Here is a 21,226-nt window from a genome sequence, read left to right as displayed (position 1 = left end):
TTATTTTCAATGTAGAGTATATATTGGAATAAAAACGATTGATTCGAGGAATAGGGACAATGCTTCAATCCACATCAAATTTCAAATTGAAATAAAAAAGTCCACGTTATTAACATGATAGTACATTGAATTGAAATATCGGAACAAGTAATATGAAAAAATGTAAGCGTATTCATTTTGGGGTGGTTCTCTAGTTTCTTGAGTGAAGGGGTCTTGGTTTGAAAGCGAGCTATGGTTTTGTGTGCTTCTGAATATTCAATGAGGGGAAGAATGCTATGCGAAAGCGAATGACAAACATCACTTTGGTTTTACTGTTGACCTTCAGTAGCTGTTTTAGTTTTGGTATGCCATTTAAAAATCAAGCTTCAGCTGACCCAATTACACCAACGATGTTGGCGCATTATCCATTGCTTGAAGATGTGTTGGATACATCAGGTAATGGCAAGCATGGGACGGCTGTAGGCAATATCACGTATGCCGAGGGTCTTACTCTGCCTGGAGGGACCGATAGTACTACGAACTACGTGCAACTTCCTACGGGTTTGTTCGACCATCAAGAAAACACAACGATCTCCGTATGGATGAAGAGTAACACTGGACGTGGGAACTACGCAGCCTTATTCTACGGTACGCCAGCGGCTGAAAATAAGTTGCCAACGAATTACTGGCTGTTTAATCCATCCAATCCAAGTGGTGAGTTTAAGTCCGTATTTACAGATGGCAATAATGTTGACCAGCCTTGGACGACGGAGGTAGGCGTATCAGGCCCTTCTACTTCACAGTATGAAGGTCAATGGGTTCACTATACAACGGTCATCACAGAAAGCTCTATTACAGGTTACATTAACGGAGTAAGTATAGGCACCGTCTCCAAAGAGAAAACAACAGCAAGCTTTGGTACGGATTTGCAAGCTTACATCGGTCGCTCTAATTATTTAGGGGATGCTACTTTTGCGGGTAGCTTTCAAGATTTGAGAATTTACGGAGAGGCACTAAGTAGTGATGATATCGCTGGAGTATATCAACAATCGCTCGATGAAAAGCAAGTTCAACAAAGCAAAAAAGAGCTAACGTTAGGTGACCTATCTGCCGTTACCGAATCTCTTGAACTTCCTTCTGTCAATAAATATGGCGCATCGATAGTATGGACTTCCAGTGATGAAAGTGCAATTAGCCCAACGGGGGAAGTGTTTTTACGAGAAATGGAGCAACAAGTGACGTTAACGGCAACCATTTCTTTAGGTGAGAGCCAAGCAACGAAGGCGTTTATCGTCACCTTGTTGCCTAAGGATGACTCTATTGAACAAGTTACTGTTAAAGGTGTATCTCTTAATGAATCTACACTTCGTTTATCAGTAGGGGACAGCGAGACACTCGTGGCTACAATTTCACCTGGGAATGCAACCAATAAAAAAGTTACCTGGACATCGAGTGATTCCAGTGTAGCGAATGTCGATTCGGCGGGTAACGTTACAGCGGTTAGTGAAGGGACAGCCACCATTACGGTACAAACGAAAGATGGAGATTTTACAGCTGTATCCGCTATTAACGTTCAAGCCAAGTCGCAAAATGATGATCTGATTCTTCATTACAACATGAAAACCACTGCAGAAGTAGATGGTCAACTCGTACTGAAGGATGTCGCCAACAAACAAGTTACATTTGATGGAATACTTAAAAATGCAAATAATGGACAATTCATTTCTAACAGTGAGGTTGGTTTTATTTCCTTCAATGGTGGGAGCTCAACATCGAATAGTGGATACGTTGAGATTCCTAAGGGCTCCAATGGACTAGATCTATTACAAGGTCTGAATGAGATTACCGTATCTTCCATCGTGAACTGGACGAATGATGGTACGAATCGCTGGTTTTTCGGTCTGGGTACAGTGTTAACACCGGAAACAAACAAGTATTTTTTTGTAACTCCACGTCACGGTAGCGGAGCGGGCAATATGATTGCTACAGGTATTTCTAGAAATGGCTGGCCGAACGAAGCGTTAGTGACAGGTAGCGCAAACTCAAACCTGATCGCTGGACAGTGGAAGCATCTAACGGTGTCCTTCTCTGAAGCCAGCAACACGATCACATTATTTGTGGATGGAGTCAAGGTTACTTCAGGTAATGCGAAGGGACTAAAGCTGTCAGACATCATTAATCCAGATTCTACGTTCTCTGGATTTATCGGCAAGTCCATCTTCGCGAACGATCCATATCTTCAAGGAAGCATAGCTGATTTCCGAGTATATGACCGTGCGTTGACGGAGCAAGAAGTGGGCGAGTTATATCAACAAGAAGCCGTAACTCACATCTCGAAAATACGTCAGCTTACTGTTGATGATGCAGCGAATCAACTTAGCATAGATCGTTACTTGGACGAGGCAGATCAGAGTGCGGATAAAATAACGAAAAATGTTACCTTACCAACAAGCGGTAAAAACGGTGTAAGTATCACATGGAGTTCCAGTCAGCCTACAGTTATTTCTAACAGTGGCGCTGTACAACGTCCAAATGCTCAGTCAAGCGATGTTCAAGCAGAGCTAACGGCTACATTAACGTATCAAGGCGTATCTACATCGGCTGTATTCCCTGTTACGATCTTGAAGCAATTTGATGACCAGCAAAAGGTTGATCTGGATGCTGAACAATTAGAGATCTACAACGCAGACAATGTTAAAGGAAATTTGCGTCTTGTGACTAAGGGTGAACAAGGCTCCACCATTACGTGGATGTCTAGCAGACCTACCGTTGTTAAAGGCACGGCTGAAGCGGCTAGTAATGCTACACAGTTAGGGTGGGTAAGCCGCCAAGCTACGGAGGTACCCGTTAAGTTAACAGCCACAATTACAAATGGCTCAGCTTCTAAAGAGCGTACGTTTGATCTTACCGTTAAAAAAGCAGCTGCGCCAGTACAGCTTGATGCGTACTTCTTTGCGTACTTTACAGGTGAATATGAGGGTGGTGAAGAAATTTCCTTCGCTACGGCTGAAGATCCATTGTACTGGAAAGCGTTGAACAATGGGAAGTCGATCCTTCAATCGAATATGGGTGAAAAGGGACTTCGTGATCCATTCGTTATTCGTTCAGCAGAAGGTGATAAATTCTATATGCTGGCAACCGATTTGAAAATGGGTGAAAGTACGAATTTCGACCAGGCTCAAATTACGGGCAGTCATTACATGATGATCTGGGAGTCGGAGGATCTCGTCAACTGGAGCGAGCAACGAATGGTCAAGGTTGCTCCCAAGACAGGAGGAAATACGTGGGCGCCAGAAGCGATCTATGATCCTGCAACTGGAGAGTATATCGTATTTTGGGCATCATCGATGAAAAATACAGAGACATACGGTGATTATAACGGGAGACCGGCAGGTCAGTATAATGTGATGTATTATGCAACAACACGAGATTTCTATAACTTTTCAGAGCCAAAGGTCATGATTGATGAGTCACTTCCAATCATTGATACGACGTTTATTGAGCATAATGATATGTTGTATCGATTTACCAAATCAGAAGTCAATACCAAAGTGTATGTGGAGAAAGCACCAAATTTCTACTATGACAAGGACGGTATTGCTGCCAATGGCCTTCAATACGACGCTGTTCCGGGTACACGTGATAACAAACTTGGCTTGATTGGAAAAAATGGAAACAACGAAGGACAAACCATATTTAAGGACATTCATCAAGACAAGTGGTATCTGTTCCTGGATTCATGGCCCTATCATGTACGATATACAACCGATTTGGATAGTAGCACGCAATATATAAACAATGTATTAAGTAGTGATCAATATGCACTTCCGCCAGGACCAAGGCACGGAACGGTGATCCCAATCTCACGTGCGGAGTATAATGCTTTGCAAGAGAAATATGCTTTGAAGGGACCCGCACCATCACCAGACCCGGTTGTACATTACTCATTTGATGCAAATACAGTGAACGGTACAACGTTGAACGACATTTCGGGGAATGGCCATCACGCAACACTGGTAGGTGGAGCAACGGTTAATGAAGAGGATCACATCGGTAAAAAGGGCGCTTCGCTAGAGCTTAATGGGTCTACAGGATATGTGAAACTGCCAGATAACCTGATTCAATCTTTGAATCTGGAGAAGGCTACGTTCTCTACATGGGTTCAAATGGACAAAAATCAAGCCAATCAGAGAATATTTGATTTTGCTTCCGAAACAGGCAGACAGGTTAACCGCAATACCATGTACCTGAGTACACAAGGTGATACAGGTAGTCTGGAGTTCGCTGTCGTAACCCCTTTTACAGAGAAATTTAGCAATGACAGCACGAAACTCGGGTCAGATTACAAATATGCATTGCGAAATGCTGGACTATTACCAACGAAGACTTGGCAGCATGTTGCCGTTACTATGGATGAATTTGAGGCAGTACTGTATGTGAATGGGCATGAGGTTAAACGCAGCTCGACATTTAATGTTGAGCCCAGAATGTTACTGGAAACAACGATGAATTACATTGGTAAATCAAGAAATAGCTCTGATCGTCTGTTTGATGGTAAATTGGATGATTTCCGTATTTATAATCGTGCATTATCCGTTCGGGAGATTGCAGCATTAGCGGACGAAGACGTTACTCCTCCAGTAGATCAGCCATCTGGGGCTGAGCTCATTCTGCACTACGATATGAATGATATCGATCGTGCGACTGCGACGGTTATTGATCAAACAGGTAACTTCAACGGGAAATGGATGAATCCGTCTAAGGCAGAATGGATTCGTACAGATGATGCTGGTGTGCTGAGCTTTAATGGAGGAAGAACGGACTCCTATGTAGAGCTACCACCAGGAATTCTCGATGGATTAACGGATATCACCGTTTCATCGATTGTGAACTGGAGCGGTAAAAACGCTGCGGAATGGTTGTACGCACTAGGAAGACCGAATAATAACACGCACTATACGTATTTCACACCGCGCTATAATGCTAACGGGCTAGCCCGTTTAGGCATCGCGACGAATGCCTGGAATAATGAGTCTTCAACTTCTACCACGGGTTTAAAGAATAATGAATGGAAAGTAGTTACGACGGTTGTTTCAGGCAAGGAGGGTACACTAACCATTTATATTGATGGTATTGCTGTTGCATCAGGATCAACGAATGGAATGACGCTAGAACAAATAAAAAATACTTCTGGCAGCAGTGGAACCATCGGTAAGTCATTCTATACAGCTGATCCATACTTCGGCGGGTTGATTGCAGACTTCCAAATCTATGATGGTGCTATGACTGCGGCCGATATTACAATCCTTAAGGCTCGTGCGGATCAGAAGATTGCTTCAATGAAGGGCATGCTTGTATCGGCTGCGACAGAGAAATTAACAATCGATGAACTGCTTGCTTCGAATACATCCAAAGATGCGATTACAAGCAATGTAACCTTGCCAACATCAGGTGCTTATGGCACAACAATAAGCTGGACAACGGATAAGAGCAATGTGATCTCAACTACAGGTGTCGTGACTAGACCAGATAACGCAACTGGTGATCAAGTTGTAACGTTAACAGCGGTATTTACTGATGGTACAGAGACAACGAACAAAACCTTTACGTTGATGGTTAAAGCATTGCCGAGCGATGCCAGTGCTGTAGATGAAGCAAAAGCGGCACTAATTGTTCATAACATTCAGGATGTAAGAGGTCATCTCTCCTTACCGGCATCTGGATTATATGGATCAACGATTACTTGGGCTTCCGCTCAACCAAATGTCGTGTCGATGACTGGGGAAGTGCAACGTCCTGCACATAGTCGTGGAGATGTAGACGTGAAGCTTACAGCTACGATTACATTAAACTCAGCATCCGCTACGAAGGAGTTTATTGCGAAGGTCAAGGAACTGCCTGCTGAGGAAAAATATGCAGGATACTTCTTCACCTATTTCACTGGGGAAGGTACTTCAACAGGTGAGCAAGTTTATTTTGCACTAAGTAACGGTAATGATCCGTTAAGCTGGCGAGAATTGAATGAGGGTAAACCTGTACTGACCTCTACCTTAGGAGAGAAGGGAGTACGTGATCCATTCATTATTCGTTCGCCTGAAGGCGACAAGTTCTACATGATCGCCACCGATCTGAAAATCAACGGTAATGGTAACTGGGGCAGAGCACAGACGTGGGGTAGCCGTTCCATTATGGTGTGGGAATCGAGTGATCTCGTCAACTGGACAGATCAACGCATGGTAGAGGTTGCACCGGAAGAAGCGGGTAATACCTGGGCACCAGAAATCATGTACGACAAGACAACAGGTGAATATATCGTATTTTGGGCATCAAGAATGTTTGATGATGCATCCCATACCGGTAACGCTTATCAAAAAATGATGTATAGCAAGACAAGAGATTTCTATACGTTTACTGAACCGAAAGTATATTTGGATTATGGGTATTCCATCATTGATACCACAATGATTGAACATGATGGAAAAGTGTATCGTTTTACGAAGGATGAACGAGACAACGGAGTTACTGCTCCATTTGGCAAGATGATTTTCCAGGAGATGGGTGACTCGATCTTAGATCCAACCTTCAAGATGATTAATCAAGGTGTGGGTAACATGAAATGGGTTGAGGGGCCAACCATCTTCAAATCGAATACAGATGAAAAATGGTATTTATTCGTGGATGAGTTTGGTGGAAGAGGTTATATTCCATTCGAGACAACCAATCTTGCATCAGGCGAGTGGACATTATCTTCGAACTACAACTTACCCGCTAGTCCACGTCACGGAACGGTCATTCCGATTACACAAAGTGAGTATGATGCACTCAGTGGGAAGAGGGTACCCGTTAGCGGAATTAGCTTGGACAAAACGACATTGTCCATCGTAGAAGGTCAATCAGGACAATTAACAGCTACGATCACACCGGCAAATGCAACGAAACAGGCAGTAAAATGGAGCTCAAGTAATCCAGCTGTAGCGACTGTAAGTGCGACAGGTCGAGTAACAGCGGTGGCACCAGGAACAGCAAGCATTACAGTAACTACAGTAGATGGTGGTATATCATCCAGCGCTACAGTAACGGTGACACCACATGCACCAAGCAGTGGTAATGGAGATGGTGGCGGTAGTGGTAGTGTCGGTAACATCCCTGCACCTACAGTACCACCAGCTTCTACAGGTGGAAGTGAACCGGTGGTGATGGGCAACGGTCAGATAAACATTAAGCCAGTTGTTAATGAGAACGGTGCTTCTATAGTGAAGCTAAGTCCTGATACAGTGAAGCGTGCACTTGATCAAACGACAGGTGATAAGCTACAGGTACAACTTGAAGGAGATCAAAGCTTGAACGAGTTAAGCGTTGAGTTAGCGGTAGATCCCCGCTTAACAAGTGCAACTTCTAAGGTAGATCACATCGAGATTAACACAGGATCAGCAGTCGTAACGTTGGCTACCGAACGGCTTGGAACAGAAACAAGCGCAGGGAAAACGTTAGGATTGTCGATCAAGAAAATAGCGGCTAATCAACTGCCGGTTGGCACACAAGCTAGGATGAATGGTGAGGTTGTATATGATATCAAACTAACGATAGATGGTACGAAGCTTACGGCGTTTGATGGTAGAGATGATCTTGTGATTGCATTGCCATATACGCTGAAGGCTTCTGAGAATCCAAACAACATCATCGTCTACGACGTGAAGGACAACGGAGAGCTAAGAGTCATGATGAATGGTAAATACAATGCAGGAACAGGTCAAGTAGAGTTCAAACCAACGGATCTAAGTAAGTATACGGTAGCGTATGTTGCAACGAGCTTTCAGGATGTGACCCAAGGCTGGACGAAAGATGCGATCTCGGCATTGGGAGCAAGAGGAATCGTAAAGGGTGTGGGCGATGGCGAGTTTAATCCGAAAGGTCAGGTGACAAGAGCAGAATTCATCACGATGCTGATGAATGTGTTGGAGTTATCGGATGAGAGCGAGGCGGCAAGCTTCAGCGATGTGAAACAAGGAGAATGGTACCATGGAAATATCGCAATCGCGCAGAAGCTGGGGATTGTGAACGGGAAACCAGATGGTAGTTTCGGAGTTCATGAGAAGATTACGCGTGAAGATATAGCCGTTATGGTATACAAGGCGATCCAATTGAAGCAACTAAAATTACCAGATCGTGAATCTAGATCTTTTAAGGATAAAGCAAACATTGCAAACTATGCGAAGCAAGCTGTAGAGACAATACAAGGAGCAGGCATCATAAACGGTGTAGGTAACGATGAGTTTGCACCGAAGAAAACGGCTAACCGTGACGAAGCAGCCGTGATGATCTATAATTTATGGAATTTGATGTAAGCTTGTTAAATATAGGGTATCTACGTGGAGTCAAGACGAAGCGGTTAACCTACTAGGCTCCCAAATAAAAGGAACGCCATCACAATACGTGATGGCGTTTTTGATATAAAAATGGGAACTTAGAGTAGTGTACAAGTATCAACGAGTTTTCATCCCTTATTCGGAGGTACGCGCTTTTTGCCTTGTTTCAATTAAAGTGAATACTTCATCCATGTCGAGAGAAAACATATTGCTTTCATTTGTTACTGGCTGGAAGTAGAATTCAAGTTTTTCTTTGCTGAACTGGTTCTCCAGTTCTGTCCACTGTTCCGTAGATAATAAGAGATATGCTAACGTGTCGTTGCCTAAAGACTCCATAAACCATCGAATCTGATATCGGGGAGCAATCATTTCCTGCATCGCCCGAATCGCGCTGTCTCGATCAGTCCGATCATCGGCGAACGGAATTGTATGCTTTCGATCGTTCGAACTTAACACAATATCAACGCCTCTCGGCTTGTCGATGTCGATGATCTCACACTTGATCTGATCGGATTCCGGCAGTTGACCGTTGAAGTATTGGATGATGTCCCCCTCGTCTTCTCTCCAATCAATCCAGATTAATGGCTCGTGCTCAAAAAATTGTTCAACGACGTCTTCATCAGAAGAATGTTGCAAGACATGGATAATTGGTTGCAGCGTACTCATGATCATCCCATCCCTTATTCGAAGTTTATATATACTCTATATTATCTTATAGGGTGGGCAGGTCTGAATAGGGCAACGGACATACTTCTTTTCGGAGATAGGACCATTTCTCATCATTTAATTCGATGCTATGCTAGTATGGAGTTATGTTTTTAGTTTTCTTAAGTATAGAGATAGGTCAATTATACATATGGAGGTAATACAGTTTGAGTACTCACTATTATTTCAGTTGGTTTAATGATGTTTTTCCAGAGAAACTGGTCGAACGATTGCAAGAGGATATCACAGATAGAAAATCGCTTGTGATGATCAGCGCTAAGCCGTCTGATTATGAAGGAGAGCAAGTGAACTTTGAGGATATTACGGAATGGACCTGGTTAACTCAGGCTAACCTGATTTTTGATGAATATCACTTCATTGATTATCGTATGCAGAAAGAAGAGGCTCATCAGTTGATTCGGAACGCGTCTGTCATTTTTATGTGTGGAGGATATCCTGTTCAGCAGCATGAGTTTTTGGCGGAATATGAACTATCCGATATGATTAAGAACAGTAATGCCATTATCATCGGTGCTAGTGCAGGTGCATTAAATATGGCTGCAAAATGGATATCTTCGAGTTACGATACCCCTAAGGCTGAAACAACGACGATTTATGAGGGTTTGAGCTTTGATCATTTTGCGTATGAATCTCATTCTAGGCGCGACTATGGCGTGTTTGTTAAAGGATACCTGTTTCCACTATCTGAACAGATGAATGTGTATGCGGCAGAGCAGGAGAGTGCTATTCGTGTAAAGGATGGTAAGCTTGATATCTTAGGCCCTGTATATTTAATTTCCGGATCTAAGATCCAGAAATTGATTGAAACACTCTGAGAATCGCCTGAACAATCTCTTCATTCATTAACTGGATAGTGGCTGGATTCTTCCCCGTAGACTTTTGGTGTAGGCCATGTTTCCATCGGTCGTGATGACGGCGGCTTCGATATGTTTCATTTGATTCACTTTATGAATAATGGAGGCCGCATCTAACCCGAATAATTCTGTCGTATAGATGTCACAGTCGAGTGATCTATCCGCAATAATGGTCAAAGAAGCGACATTACTTACGATGGGATAACCTGTTTTGCTACTAAAGATATGATGGTACTGCTGTCCTTTCTTTTGTAAAACACGCTCGTATATGCCTGAGGTAACGACGGATTGCTCCCTGATACTGACGAGTGCTGCTGCATTGCCTCTGGGTAAAAAGGGATTCTGTATTCCCACATTCCAGTGACTCGAACCCGAAGGGGAGTCCCCATGAACAAGCACATTTCCGCCCATATCGACCATAGCTGAGATTACTCCGTTTTTCTTGAAGAAGGCCATCACCTGATCGGCAAAATAACCTTTAGCGATGGCTCCCAGGTCGATCTCCATCCCCTTTTTTAATAAATGTACGGTCTGGTGCTCATCATTGAGCTGTATATGTTCAGGCTTTAAGAGCGCCAGTACCTTCTTAATCTCTGCATCCTCTGGCACCTGTGCCTCGCGGAAACCGATTCTCCACAATTTGATCAACGGGCCAATCGCAATATTTAAAAAAGAATCTTCCTCCAGGCTATGTTCTTTGCCTATCTTGATGAGATCATACAGCTCCCTGTCGACTTGAAGCGGTTGGGAGGCGGCTTCTTGCTTCAACATCGCGAGCTGTGAGTGATCACTGTTGGCGCTAAACACTTTCTCGTAACGGAACAGCATATTCTCTGCTTCCTGCGCGAGCTCTTCTGCATCCTCCCCCTCGATAAATAGAGAAATCTTAGTTCCCATGAGAGGGATCATTTTCGTAAAAGTATTCATGCGGATCTCCTCCTACACTGCACATTGTTGTCCATGATTCAGAAATGTATGGATAAGGTCATGATCCACATTAGACAGCTTTCTTTCGCTATGATGTGCTATAAAATAGTCCAGACTCATCTTATCAATCGGGATCGGATAGATGTTGTATTCCGAAGCAGACTCGTCAATTCGGACACTTTCGGGAATGATCGTCAGGCCCATATTTTGTTTGGCAAGCTTCAACACTGTGTGAATTTCGTTGCTTTCCATCACGATGCTTGGTTGTATTTTGTGCACACTAAGTAATTGATCGATCTGTTTACGGACGGCAGAGCCTTTGGACGTTAAAACGAGCTGTTGACTCAGAATGGTAGCAATATCAAACGTACCCTCCGGGATGACGGCAACATTTCTTTGATACAGTTCACAGCCGTGCGGGATAACTGCCCGGTAGCTATGCTTGCCCCAACTAAATGCGTTTAGATTTGGAGAAATACTACTCGAATTTTGTCCAATCCAGAAGTCCAATTCAACATTTTGCAGCCGTTTTTCATTTTTTTCAGGCAGATCCTCTACTAGATTAATCTTATAAGCAGGATGAAGCTTTAAAAATGCAGGTAAAAAAAGGGGTATCAAATAAGAACCCAGGCTAGGCAGAATTCCGATTCGTAACACTTTGTTGCCGATATCTGATGCATATGAGATTTCTTTCATGAGCTTGGCATAGCTATGTTCGAGAGAAGTTAAATACTGATAATAGATTTTTCCCTGCTCGGTTAATCGATACGGAAGTTTGTTGCGAGTGATCAGCTCACAATCCAACTGGCTTTCGACTTTTTTGATGACCTTGGTCAGATAGGGCTGAGAAATATACAGTGATTGGGCGGCTTTGCTAAAGTTACTGTATTTCAAAAGGCTGTCGATGTAACACAAGATATCCTGTGATTCTAATTTAGACATGTCCCTCACCCTTTGTGAAAAAAATAACAAACTTTGAATTTGAGCTGATTATAACAAATTGGTTATCAAACTGCAATGAATAACTATTAGATCAATCTTCCATTCCTATGTTAGAGTTATGCCGAAAGATCGAGTCTGACTTTGACGAACATTATTTTCGAATGACAGAAAGGGGATTACCATGAATTATTTAGCTATCGTGGGTACCAATTCGGATGAATCAACGAACCGTACTCTGCTTCAATTTATGCAAAAGCATTTTGCAGATGAGGCTCAGATTGACTTGTTTGAAATTAAGGATCTACCTGCTTTTATTGAAAAAGATGAAATAGAAGATGCTGAAGTTGACATTCCTGTGAAGGTGCAAGATTTACTGGATCAGATTTCCAAAGCTAAGGGCATTATTATTGCTACTCCGGAGTACGACCATGCGATCCCTGCTGTGTTGAAAAGTGCGCTGGAATGGGTCAGTTATACCACTCAAACCTTAAAGGACAAACCTGTTCTGATCGTAGGTGCTTCCCACGGCTCGCTGGGTTCTTCCAGAGCGCAAGCGCATCTCAGACAAATTCTGGATTCACCTGAGCTTGGCGCGAGATTAATGCCTAGCAGCGAGTTTCTTTTGGGAAAATCGCAGAGTGCATTTGATCACAGTGGTAGCCTGATCAGTGCAGAGAAAGTAGCGGAGCTTGAAGAGATTTTCAGGGAGTTTGTTTTGTTTACGGAGATCACGACGGAACTGTTGTCCAAAAGAACGTTGAAGCAAAAAACGAAAAAATTTTCCTGGCAAGAGTAGGAGGCTGACAACAATGAAAATCATAGCAATCGTGGGCACCAATGCAAAAAAATCGTATAATCGCAAGTTGCTTCAGTTCATGCAAAAACAATTTGAGTCCAGAGCAGCCATTGAAATTCTCGATATTACAGATGTGCCGATGTTTAATCAATCCGATAACCAGACGAACAGTGCCATTATACAATCGTTTAATGAGAAAATTATCGCAAGTGATGGCGTCATCATTGCAACTCCAGAATATAATCATTCCATCCCTTCATCCCTTAAGAGCCTGCTCGAATGGCTTAGCTTTGAAATCCATCCGCTGGCTGGGAAGCCCGTTATGATCATTGGAGCGTCACAGGGAACACAAGGTTCATCTCGTGCCCAGTTGCATCTTCGTCAAATTCTGGATGCACCGGGTGTTGAAGCTAATGTGATGCCAGGGTATGAGTTTTTGCTGGGGAGTGCACATAAAGCGTTTGACGAAGCAGGCAACCTGAATCATGAAGGAACGATTGATTTCTTGGAAGTATGTTTCCTGCGTTTCCTTCGTTTTGCGAAAATATCCAATCAGCTCAACGAGGAAGAAGAGTTCACCTATAAACCGGGTGTGTATGAGATCAATGCCATTGGTCACAGCGGGAATCTTCCAATGAAGGTATCCTTTAGTGAGAATCGGATTGAGAGCATCGACATCGATTCCAAGGGGGAAACCGAGGGTATCGCCGATGTTGTTTTTGTAAGAATCCCGAATAAAATTATTGAAGGACAGACACTCAATGTGGATGCTCTCTCCGGTGCTTCTGAAACGAGTAACGCGGTCATAAACGGTGTTGCCAAAGCAGTTAAGCTTGCCGGAGTGAATCCAGATATCCTGAAAAGACGTGCAAAACCTGCCAGCAGCCAGATGAAGGATGATGAGGAATATACTTGTGACGTGGTCGTTGTAGGGGGAGGCGGCGCGGGTTTAAGTGCTGCTGCAACAGCTTTACAACACGGTGCAAGTGCGATTGTTCTGGAGAAATATCCAGCCGTAGGGGGCAACACGATCCGTTCGGGTGGTCCTGTTAATGCAGCTGATCCTCTATGGCAACAACAGTTTAATGAGAACCCAGGTGAAAGGCAGACCATTGAAAATTTATTAAGTACGGATGAGGGCTTAATTCATCCCGAATATATAGATGATTTCCAAGCTCTTAAAGAAGAGTTTACAGCATATCAGGAAAAGTTCGGAACACAAAAGGCGTATTTATTCGACTCTCCGCTACTTCACAGAATGCAAACGTATTTCGGAGGCAAACGAACGGACTTGAATGGCAATACGATCTATGGACAGTATGATTTGGTCAAAGTACTTACAGACCGGGCCTTGGAAAGTGTGCAGTGGCTTGAAGATATCGGGGTCGAATATGATAAGAGCATTGTATTTGCTCCAGTGGGTGCCCTGTGGCGACGTGGTCATAAACCTGTCAAAAGTTATGGTTCTGCCTTTATCATTGCACTTAGCAAGTATGTAGAAGAAAATGGCGGACAAATTATTACAGATAGTCCGGTTAAACAGCTAATCATCGAAGATGGAAAAATAGCAGGTGTTATTGCAACTGGAGTCAACGGACAGAAAATCACCGTTCATGCGAAAGCCGTTGTGCTTGCTAGTGGTGGTTTTGGTGCAAATACACAGATGCTCAAGGAATATAACACGTACTGGAGCCACATCGATGATGATATCAAAACGACGAATTCCTACGCGATGACAGGGGATGGAATATCGCTTGGCAAGAGTGCAGGCGCGGCATTAACAGGCATGGGTTTCACACAAATGATGCCTGTAGCCGATCCAGAGACTGGCGAACTGTTCAGTGGACTGCAAGTACCACCTGAGAACTTTGTCATTGTTAACAAAAAAGGTGAGCGTTTCGTTAATGAATTTTCTGGACGGGATGTCTTGACTAAAGCGGCCATCGAACAGGGAAGTTTATTTTATCTAATCGCTGACGACGAGATTAAGAAAACCGCAGCGAATACCAGCCAGGAGAAGATAGATCGGCAGGTTGAAGCGGGGACTCTGTTTAAAGCGGATACGATTGAAGAACTGGCAGTAAAAGTGGGCATGGACCCTCAGGTACTCAGAACGACAATTGATAAGTATAACTCTTATGTGGATGCGGGCTTTGATCCCGAATTCCATAAGGATACGTTTAGTTTAAAAGTAGAAAAAGGGCCATTTTACGCTACGCCTAGAAAGCCTGCGGTTCACCATACGATGGGTGGCATCAAGATTGATACCCAAACCCGTGTATTGAATGAGAACGGCCAGCCGATTGCCCATCTATATGCTGCTGGAGAAGTGGCAGGGGGTATTCACGCAGGTAACCGTTTGGGCGGTAATGCCTTGACAGACATCTTTACGTTTGGACGAATTGCGGGTATAACGGCTGTTGAAGAAATGAATCTTGTGGGCAATGTGAAAATAGAACGCTAGAGGTATAAATCCATCCGTAAACCACTTCATTTTGAAGTGGTTTATTTGCTGTTTTTTCACGCTAAAAGAATAAAAAATCCGATTGGGGAAAATATATCCTTACATTGAATTTTGCTACTAGGCTGTACATTGAACGAATAAACTATTTTTCCTATTTAAGGAGCGTTCAGATGGTCGACGTTTTGGATTACCGAACGATGCCCTTCAGCACCGTGCTTTCGGAGAATGTGGACATTGTCCAAACGATATACAACCATTCCACAGATATCAAAACCAGAACATTTCCGCTTGCGGGCAGCAGAGAAGCGTTTATGTTGTTTATTGACGGAATGGTCAATGAATCGTTGCTGGATCTGCATGTTTTGGCCCCGCTCTTACAAGCCCGCACGGACAAATCTCAGATTGACTTCGCATACATAGGTTCTATTGTGACCACAAGTCAGCTCACCATCGTGACAAGCTTTGAGGATTTGTTAAACCATATCGCTAACGGTTGTGTCGCATTGCTTGTAGATCAACTGCCGTTTGGTATTGCCATTGGGGTAGCTGGTTGGCAGCAAAGGGGCATTGAGGAGCCAGCAGCAGAATCGATTATTCGCGGGCCAAGGGAAGGTTTTACAGAGACACTCAGTGTAAACACTTCGATGCTACGCCGCAAAATTAAAGACCCTTCTCTAAAATTAGATCCGTTTCAGGTTGGGCGATATACAAAAACGTCGGTCCTTGTTGTTCATATTGACGGCATTGCTAGCCATGCATTAGTTGAAGAGGTTCACAGCCGCATCAAGAGAATTGATATTGACGGTGTGCTGGAAAGTGGTTATATCGAGGGATTGATCGAGGATCACCCCTATTCTCCGTTCCCGCAGATTCAAGTTACAGAGCGACCGGATGTAGTCAGCGCTTCTCTCCTTGAAGGAAAAATCGGCATTATGGTGGATGGCACACCATTCTGTCTCATTGCCCCGACGACTTTCTTTGCGATGTTACAATCACCGGAAGACTATTACCAACGTTATGTCATAAGCAGTTTCATTCGCTGGCTGCGATTTTTGTTCCTGATTATTTCGCTGGTGCTGCCTTCTCTTTACGTAGCCATTTTAACATTTCACCAGGAAATGGTGCCCACCTCATTGTTGCTTAGTATCGCGAAGTCACGGGAAGAGATTCCGTTTCCTGCGTTGATTGAAGCGTTGCTCATGGAGGTTTCCTTCGAGGCACTGCGAGAAGCTGGCGTACGTTTGCCCAAACAGGTCGGCTCCGCCGTCAGTATCGTTGGCGCGCTTGTTATTGGACAGGCAGCGACCTCAGCTGGTCTTGTTTCTTCCCCAATGGTTATGGTGGTTGCCATTACCGGTATCGCATCTTTTTTGCTGCCACAATATAGCGCGGGTATCGCTATTCGTCTGTTACGTTTTCCGATTATGTTTCTGTCAGGAATGTTTGGACTGCTCGGTCTGATGCTTGGCGTCATCGCCATCATTATTCATCTATGTTCCTTACGCTCGCTCGGTGTTCCCTATCTTCAGCCCCTTGCGCCAATGAAGTGGAGCGAAATGCTCGACAGCTTCATGGTGTCGCCAATATGGGCTAATCTCAAGAGACCAAGTTTGACAGGGCGAAAAAATGCAATTCGGCAACCCTCCAATAACCGTCCGGATCAAGAGGATGAAGGAGCCTCGCCATGAAGCCGTCGATGCGTTATTTTTGTCTAACGTTGGTTGTTCTATTATTCTTTCCGCTGCTGGCTGGATGTTGGGATCGTAAGGAGATCAATGATCTTGCGCTTGTAACGGGTGTAGCCATTGATAAGGCAAGTGACAACTCGATTGAAGTCAGTGTCCAGATATTTATCCCACAAGGTTCAACACAGAGCAGTCAGTCTGGAGGAGAAGCAACGGGTGGAAGTGGCACAACGTTTGTGCAATCCGCTCAAGGTGTCAATATAGTAGATGCTCTAGCCCAATTGCAGATGAAGTTTTCGCGCAAAATTTTCTGGGGGCATTCCGAAGTCTATTTATTTGGTGCAGAAAAGGTAGAGCAGGGCTTAAAGGATGATTTAGACTTCCTCATGCGGGATTCCGAGCCGCGCGAGCGCGCTTTTACTTTTGTAACTAAGGGAAAGGCCAGAGAAGTATTAGAAAAACATTCGATTCTGGAACGAAATACGTCTGAAGTTTTGCGTGAGATGGCCGTCAACAAAACGAGCATCAACTCGTCGATGGCACATTTAATGGAGATGCTGGAGGATGAGAGTAGAGCGGCTTTACTCCCTTGGGTCGAGATATTACAAGCTCCGGGACAAGATGACCCATCCAAAGGCATTGGTTACATTAACGGAACAGCGATCATGCACAACCATAAGTTGGTAGGTGTAGCGGATAACCGAATCACTCGTGGTATCTTGTGGGCTGTAGATGAGATGAATAATGCGATCATTACGATTCGTCCAGATCACACGAAGGGGACCTTGTCGGTGCAACTATTGAGGAACCGATCCAAGATTACACCCATGTACAAGAACGGGGAATGGTCTCTCAGAATCGATGTGGATTGCAAAAATCAGTTGATTCAGAACACAACGGAGATTAACATCGACCAGAGCAGTGATAGCTTGGCGAATATTGAAAAACAACTGGAAGAAAATATAGAAGAGCGTATTCACCTGGCGATCCATGAAGCTAAAACCAAATATAAAGCGGATATTTTTAATTTTGCTGGTGCATTTCACCGTAAATATCCCGTTTTGTGGAAAAAACATGAGAAGGAATGGGACACTATTTTTCCAGAACTCAAAATTACAGTAAATGCACAAGCGGATATTTTGCGTCCAGGCATGTTCAATACCCAACAGAAACAATAGGGAGAGGAGTGTCTTCATGTACAAGGAAAAAATCAGTGGTAATCAGGTTTTTTGGCTGATTTCCACGATGCAGATTGGTATGACCATCCTGCTTACGATTAATCCGTCCATTGCTGTTGCCAAGCAGGATGCCTGGATTTCCATATTACTCTCCAGTATGTTTTCCGTAGGACTTGCCTATGTGCTGACACGTATAAGCATTATGTATCCCAATGAGTCTCTTATCAGCTATGCACCTAAAATTATGGGCAAGTTTCTAGGGCATGTGATTATTTTGATCTATGTATTATATTGGTTTACGGTGCTAGGGATTATCTTGCGACAGTACGGCGATTTTATGATTGGCACCATCCTTCAATTGACGCCAGTCATCATCCCTATTATCGGCATGCTTATTGTTGCGGCTTATGTAACGTATGCGGGTATCGAGGTCTTGGCCAGATGCAGCGAGGTACTGGGCCCTCTCATCTTGCTTGGTATTATGGTGCCCTTGCTCCTCAATATTTCCCAAATCCAACTTGATAACCTGCAACCGATTATTATGGACAATACGTTTTCCGTGTTGCTTAAGGGAGCATTGCCAACAGCCTCATTCCTAGGCGATAATATATTGCTCATGATGATTCTCCCCTTTGTGGCTGATCCACGAAAAGGGGTGAGGGGTGCTCTTTTAGGTTCTGTTGTAGCTGGTCTCTTCACGTTACTTTCAGCGATGCAATGTATTGCTATCTTTGGTTATTCTACGGCATCCAGACAGACCTATCCGTTTCTTAATCTGGTACGTTTTATTTCCTTTGGTTTCCTGCAAAATCTCGATGCGATCGTCGTTGCGATCTGGATCATGGGGATTTTTATTAAGGTGTCTTTATATCTGTTTGCAGCATCTTACGGGACTGCCCAGTGGCTAGGGGTTAAACGTTGGCGGAGCTTCATCTTTATCGCATCTCCAATTGCCATCATACTATCTATGCTGCCACGGAACTTTGTGGATAGCTCTATTCTTTTTCCGAAGCTTGTAGCCGTACCGTTTAACCTGCCCGTTGTTTTTATTCTACTTCCTCTGTTGTTGTGGATTGTGGCAATGATTCGTAACAGGCAGAACAAGGGGGTGTGAGAGGATATAAATGGAGTTCCCCCTGAAATAATCATCGTGATGATGCTGTAGTGTATCCGATGGATCGCAGGGGGATTTGGTTTGGAAAATATGATTATGGTGTAGCCTGTTCAGCAGTTGCAGGTGCCGTGGTTTTGCGAACAAGTCCCGGAAGTGATCTCAAATAGAAGAAACTAACGGCGACTGTGCATATAGCGAGTGTCAGATGAAGCCATGTCACATTGATCCACACAGGGAAAGCCAAGCTGATCGTTCCGAGTGCCAGAGAATGGCCCAGCATCATAACGGGTTCAATGAGTGAATTCACACGTCCCATATTCTGAGGCGGAACAAGTTCCGGAAGCCAGCTACCAAGTGCAATGTTGATAGGAGCAATGGCGATCCCTGCCAGCAGAATAATAACGAAATAAAGCTCCACACGAGGTACGAGGCCCAATCCTGCCAGGAACAGGCTTGCTAGAAATAGACAAGTGATCAGAATGGGTGTTCTTGTGTAACGCCGAATCAGAATGGGACCCAAAATACTGCCGATCAAGAAACCAATCCCCATAAAGACAGTGACAAGGGATGAATGGACAACATACTGATCCGGGCTAAGTTTGTACTTCATTGAAAAGATTGGAAGGACGGAAAAAACTCCGTTAACTATACCAAAAAACATGAATCCACTAATTAAAATCAGCAGAAGCCGGTTATGTATAATATATTGAAGCCCCTGCCAGAAGTCTTTGATGACAAGAGAAAATCGCAGATCACGTACACGGTTTTTTCCGTTCGGCATGCGTGCCTGTTCGGGAAATTTGGCCCAGGCGAGAAGGAAACCAGATAACAGGAAGCTGCACAAATCCACGATAATAGCTCCCTCGATACCAATGAAATGGTATGCCGTTGCTCCCAGACTCAGTCCAAAAAGCATAAATACACCTGAGATGATCTGAATAAGTCCAGATGCGTGAACGTACTGATCTTGACCGATGCTACCTTGGAGAAGTCCCATTTCGGCCGGTCCGAAAAACTTGGAAATGGAACTACGCAGAAAAAGAATCAGAAAGCACATAAACAACACGTCATAGTGAACAAAAAGTAGCAATAACAAGGTTAACAAAGCTCTGATCCAGTCACTGTATGTAGCAATATGTTTACGATCAAAACGGTCTGCAACGACTCCAACAATCCAGAAAACGGCTAAGGTTGGAAGTGAATACATAAGCTCTGCCATACTGGCTAAAGACGGCTGGTTGCTGAAACGATCCACCATATAATAAGCGAAAGCCATATTTCCAACGACATTTCCCAGCTGCGAAGTGAAGGTTGCCAGAAAGAGTTTCAAGAAAGTTGGATTACGGAAAAGTTCCTGCATTAGTTTTCCTCCGAATGGTCAGGTTCGTGAATCATTACGGGGTGTAACAGTGTTTTCAGATACGCGAGCAACGCCTCAAACTGCATGCTTGTTTTAGCCTTTTCGGTACCTACCGTGATGGAGTGTGTCATAATTCCTTCCTGATACGATGCAACGAGTCTGGAAATGTCCATCACGTCCATGTCAGTCGAGAATTCTCCTCGCTCTACGCCAATCCGAATTAAGGTTGCGAACTGTGCAACACCCGAATTGTAGCGCTCAATCAGTAAGTTCCGGCGCTCTTCATCGCGTGAGCCAATCAGAGAGTATTCATAGAAAGCAGATTGTAGTCCCGCATTTGGGAAACGAAGCAGATCCTCTAATTGCTGCGTATAGAGATCCTGGATAATTTTCCAGATGGATGACGAAGAGTGAATCAATGTTTCGATGTGTTCTTTGTACCGCATATCTTGCCAATGAAGCAGTGCCTCGAAGATTTCTTCTTTGCTTTGATAATATAGATAGATCCAGCCTCTGCTCATACCGGCCTCTTCGACGATATCTTTTAGCGTTGTTGCCCCATAACCCTTGTATTCAAATGCACGTTTCGCTGCTTCAAGAATTTGCAAAGTCCTTAGTTCCTTCTGATCGTCGGATAACTTTGGAGACATCGGATCAATTCCTCCTTTTCTTAAAAATGAATCACGATTTATTATAATATAAATGACATGTGGTTCATTTTGCAATGGGTAAAAAAAATAAATTGATCTGTTTAAGGCAGTGTTGATATAATGTGTTCAAATGTAAAGAAATTGTATTATAATCCTTAAATTTCAATTATGATTAGATGATTAAA

Annotated in this window: 12 protein-coding genes; 7 read left to right on the top strand and 5 right to left on the bottom strand. The window is 43.7% G+C overall.

From position 1 onward, the window contains the following. The first annotated feature begins 287 nt into the window (after window positions 1-287). Complete coding sequence (locus J2T16_RS08295; RefSeq protein ID WP_499018115.1) at window positions 288-8,324, top strand: immunoglobulin-like domain-containing protein; 8,037 nt, start codon at window positions 288-290, stop codon at window positions 8,322-8,324. A gap of 156 nt (window positions 8,325-8,480) precedes the next feature. Here J2T16_RS08295 and J2T16_RS08290 read toward each other — a convergent pair whose 3' ends face one another. Next, window positions 8,481-9,011, bottom strand: a complete 531-nt coding sequence (locus J2T16_RS08290; protein WP_221786475.1) for a hypothetical protein — start codon at window positions 9,009-9,011, stop codon at window positions 8,481-8,483. A 206-nt stretch (window positions 9,012-9,217) separates the two neighbouring features. Between J2T16_RS08290 and J2T16_RS08285 the strand changes: the two genes are divergently transcribed. Further along, window positions 9,218-9,886: a Type 1 glutamine amidotransferase-like domain-containing protein gene (locus tag J2T16_RS08285; RefSeq protein WP_221786476.1), complete on the top strand. Its 669-nt coding sequence runs from the start codon at window positions 9,218-9,220 to the stop codon at window positions 9,884-9,886. A gap of 27 nt (window positions 9,887-9,913) precedes the next feature. On the opposite strand, the gene J2T16_RS08280 is transcribed toward J2T16_RS08285, so the two are convergent. Together J2T16_RS08280 and J2T16_RS08275 are read right to left on the bottom strand one after the other, a co-directional pair. Continuing rightward, complete coding sequence (locus J2T16_RS08280) at window positions 9,914-10,852, bottom strand: FAD:protein FMN transferase (RefSeq protein WP_221786477.1); 939 nt, start codon at window positions 10,850-10,852, stop codon at window positions 9,914-9,916. A 12-nt stretch (window positions 10,853-10,864) separates the two neighbouring features. Continuing rightward, on the bottom strand, window positions 10,865-11,794 hold the full coding sequence (locus tag J2T16_RS08275; protein ID WP_499018113.1) for a LysR family transcriptional regulator: 930 nt from the start codon (window positions 11,792-11,794) through the stop codon (window positions 10,865-10,867). A gap of 181 nt (window positions 11,795-11,975) precedes the next feature. Here J2T16_RS08275 and J2T16_RS08270 point away from each other — a divergent pair, with 181 nt between their 5' ends. From J2T16_RS08270 to J2T16_RS08250, 5 genes are all read left to right on the top strand, one after another. Beyond that, entirely contained in the window at window positions 11,976-12,590 is a 615-nt protein-coding gene (locus J2T16_RS08270; RefSeq protein ID WP_221786479.1) for an NADPH-dependent FMN reductase, read from the top strand. 13 nt (window positions 12,591-12,603) lie between these two features. Continuing rightward, on the top strand, window positions 12,604-15,054 hold the full coding sequence (locus J2T16_RS08265; protein WP_499018112.1) for a flavocytochrome c: 2,451 nt from the start codon (window positions 12,604-12,606) through the stop codon (window positions 15,052-15,054). 170 nt (window positions 15,055-15,224) lie between these two features. After that, on the top strand, window positions 15,225-16,742 hold the full coding sequence (locus tag J2T16_RS08260; RefSeq protein WP_154886699.1) for a spore germination protein: 1,518 nt from the start codon (window positions 15,225-15,227) through the stop codon (window positions 16,740-16,742). Continuing rightward, the gene (locus J2T16_RS08255) at window positions 16,739-17,917 is read left to right on the top strand and encodes a Ger(x)C family spore germination protein (protein ID WP_499018110.1); all 1,179 of its coding nucleotides are present in this window, start codon (window positions 16,739-16,741) and stop codon (window positions 17,915-17,917) included. The genes J2T16_RS08260 and J2T16_RS08255 overlap by 4 nt, the downstream gene beginning before the upstream one ends. Before the next feature lie 16 nt (window positions 17,918-17,933). Further along, window positions 17,934-19,031, top strand: coding sequence for a GerAB/ArcD/ProY family transporter (locus tag J2T16_RS08250; RefSeq protein WP_221786483.1), 1,098 nt, complete (start codon window positions 17,934-17,936; stop codon window positions 19,029-19,031). Between the two features lie 94 nt (window positions 19,032-19,125). Here the strand turns inward: J2T16_RS08250 and J2T16_RS08245 are convergent, their stop codons facing one another. Together J2T16_RS08245 and J2T16_RS08240 are read right to left on the bottom strand one after the other, a co-directional pair. After that, entirely contained in the window at window positions 19,126-20,391 is a 1,266-nt protein-coding gene (locus J2T16_RS08245) for an MFS transporter (RefSeq protein WP_154983060.1), read from the bottom strand. Further along, window positions 20,391-21,041 (bottom strand): TetR/AcrR family transcriptional regulator, encoded by a 651-nt coding sequence (locus J2T16_RS08240; protein WP_154886691.1) that lies wholly within the window; start codon window positions 21,039-21,041, stop codon window positions 20,391-20,393. The genes J2T16_RS08245 and J2T16_RS08240 overlap by 1 nt, the downstream gene beginning before the upstream one ends. Between the last annotated feature and the right edge of the window lie 185 nt (window positions 21,042-21,226).

It is taken from the genome of Paenibacillus intestini (assembly GCF_030803945.1).
Lineage (GTDB): Bacteria > Bacillota > Bacilli > Paenibacillales > Paenibacillaceae > Paenibacillus > Paenibacillus polysaccharolyticus.
The sequence above is the reverse complement of the archived record's forward strand: the minus strand, read 5'-3'. Positions and strand labels throughout refer to the sequence as shown.